Origin of the sequence: Aeromonas sp. MR7, assembly GCF_963899385.1 — a bacterium.
GTDB classification, from domain to species: Bacteria; Pseudomonadota; Gammaproteobacteria; order Enterobacterales; family Aeromonadaceae; genus Aeromonas; species Aeromonas bestiarum.
Genome location: NZ_CAWQXH010000019.1, coordinates 1 through 1,313 on the forward strand (window position 1 = coordinate 1; position 1,313 = coordinate 1,313).

The window sequence follows — 1,313 nt, forward strand, 5'->3', positions numbered from 1 at the left end:
TGAATCCGCGGCTTCGGTGCCTGGTTTGAGCCCCGTTACATCTTCCGCGCAGGCCGACTCGACTAGTGAGCTATTACGCTTTCTTTAAATGATGGCTGCTTCTAAGCCAACATCCTAGCTGTCTGAGCCTTCCCACATCGTTTCCCACTTAACCAGAACTTTGGGACCTTAGCCGGCGGTCTGGGTTGTTTCCCTCTTCACGACGGACGTTAGCACCCGCCGTGTGTCTCCCGGATATTACTTACTGGTATTCGGAGTTTGCATGGAGTTGGTAAGTCGGGATGACCCCCTAGTCCAAACAGTGCTCTACCCCCAGTAGTATTCGTCCGAGGCGCTACCTAAATAGCTTTCGGGGAGAACCAGCTATCTCCGAGTTTGATTGGCCTTTCACCCCCAGCCACAGGTCATCCCCTAACTTTGCAACGTTAGTGGGTTCGGTCCTCCAGTTGATGTTACTCAACCTTCAACCTGCCCATGGCTAGATCACCCGGTTTCGGGTCTACACCTTGCAACTAGACGCCCAGTTAAGACTCGGTTTCCCTACGGCTCCCCTATACGGTTAACCTCGCTACAAAATGTAAGTCGCTGACCCATTATACAAAAGGTACGCAGTCACCCCGAAGGGCTCCCACTGCTTGTACGTACACGGTTTCAGGTTCTATTTCACTCCCCTCACAGGGGTTCTTTTCGCCTTTCCCTCACGGTACTGGTTCACTATCGGTCAGTCAGGAGTATTTAGCCTTGGAGGATGGTCCCCCCATATTCAGACAGGATGTCACGTGTCCCGCCCTACTCGATTTCACTTCAAGGTCGTTTTCATGTACGGGGCTATCACCCTGTATCGCTGGCCTTTCCAGGACCATTCCACTAACTTCCAAGAAACTTAAGGGCTAATCCCCGTTCGCTCGCCGCTACTGAGGGAATCTCGGTTGATTTCTTTTCCTCGGGGTACTTAGATGTTTCAGTTCTCCCGGTTCGCCTCTATTACCTATGTATTCAGTAATAGATACCCAGCTTGTGCTGGGTGGGTTTCCCCATTCGGAAATCTGTGAGTAATAGCGTCTCTTACCGACTTCTCACAGCTTATCGCAGGTTAGTACGTCCTTCATCGCCTCTGACTGCCAAGGCATCCACCATGTACGCTTAGTCACTTAACCATACAACCCCAAGAAGTGTCGTCGAAACGACGCGACTTGTTGCTGTACAACAAGGACCAAAATAAATTTTGGTTTTCGCCAAGAAGTTTCCAAAGCACTTGTAACAAATGTTTGAGAACTACTTTTTAAATCAGCTTTCCAGATTGTTAAAGAGCA

Annotated in this window: 1 rRNA gene; it reads right to left on the reverse strand. The window is 49.9% G+C overall.

Annotated features, from left to right (window positions below):
• Positions 1-1,157: ribosomal RNA gene (locus AACW87_RS11835) — 23S ribosomal RNA — on the reverse strand; the annotation flags it as partial.
• Positions 1,158-1,313 lie beyond the last annotated feature (156 nt).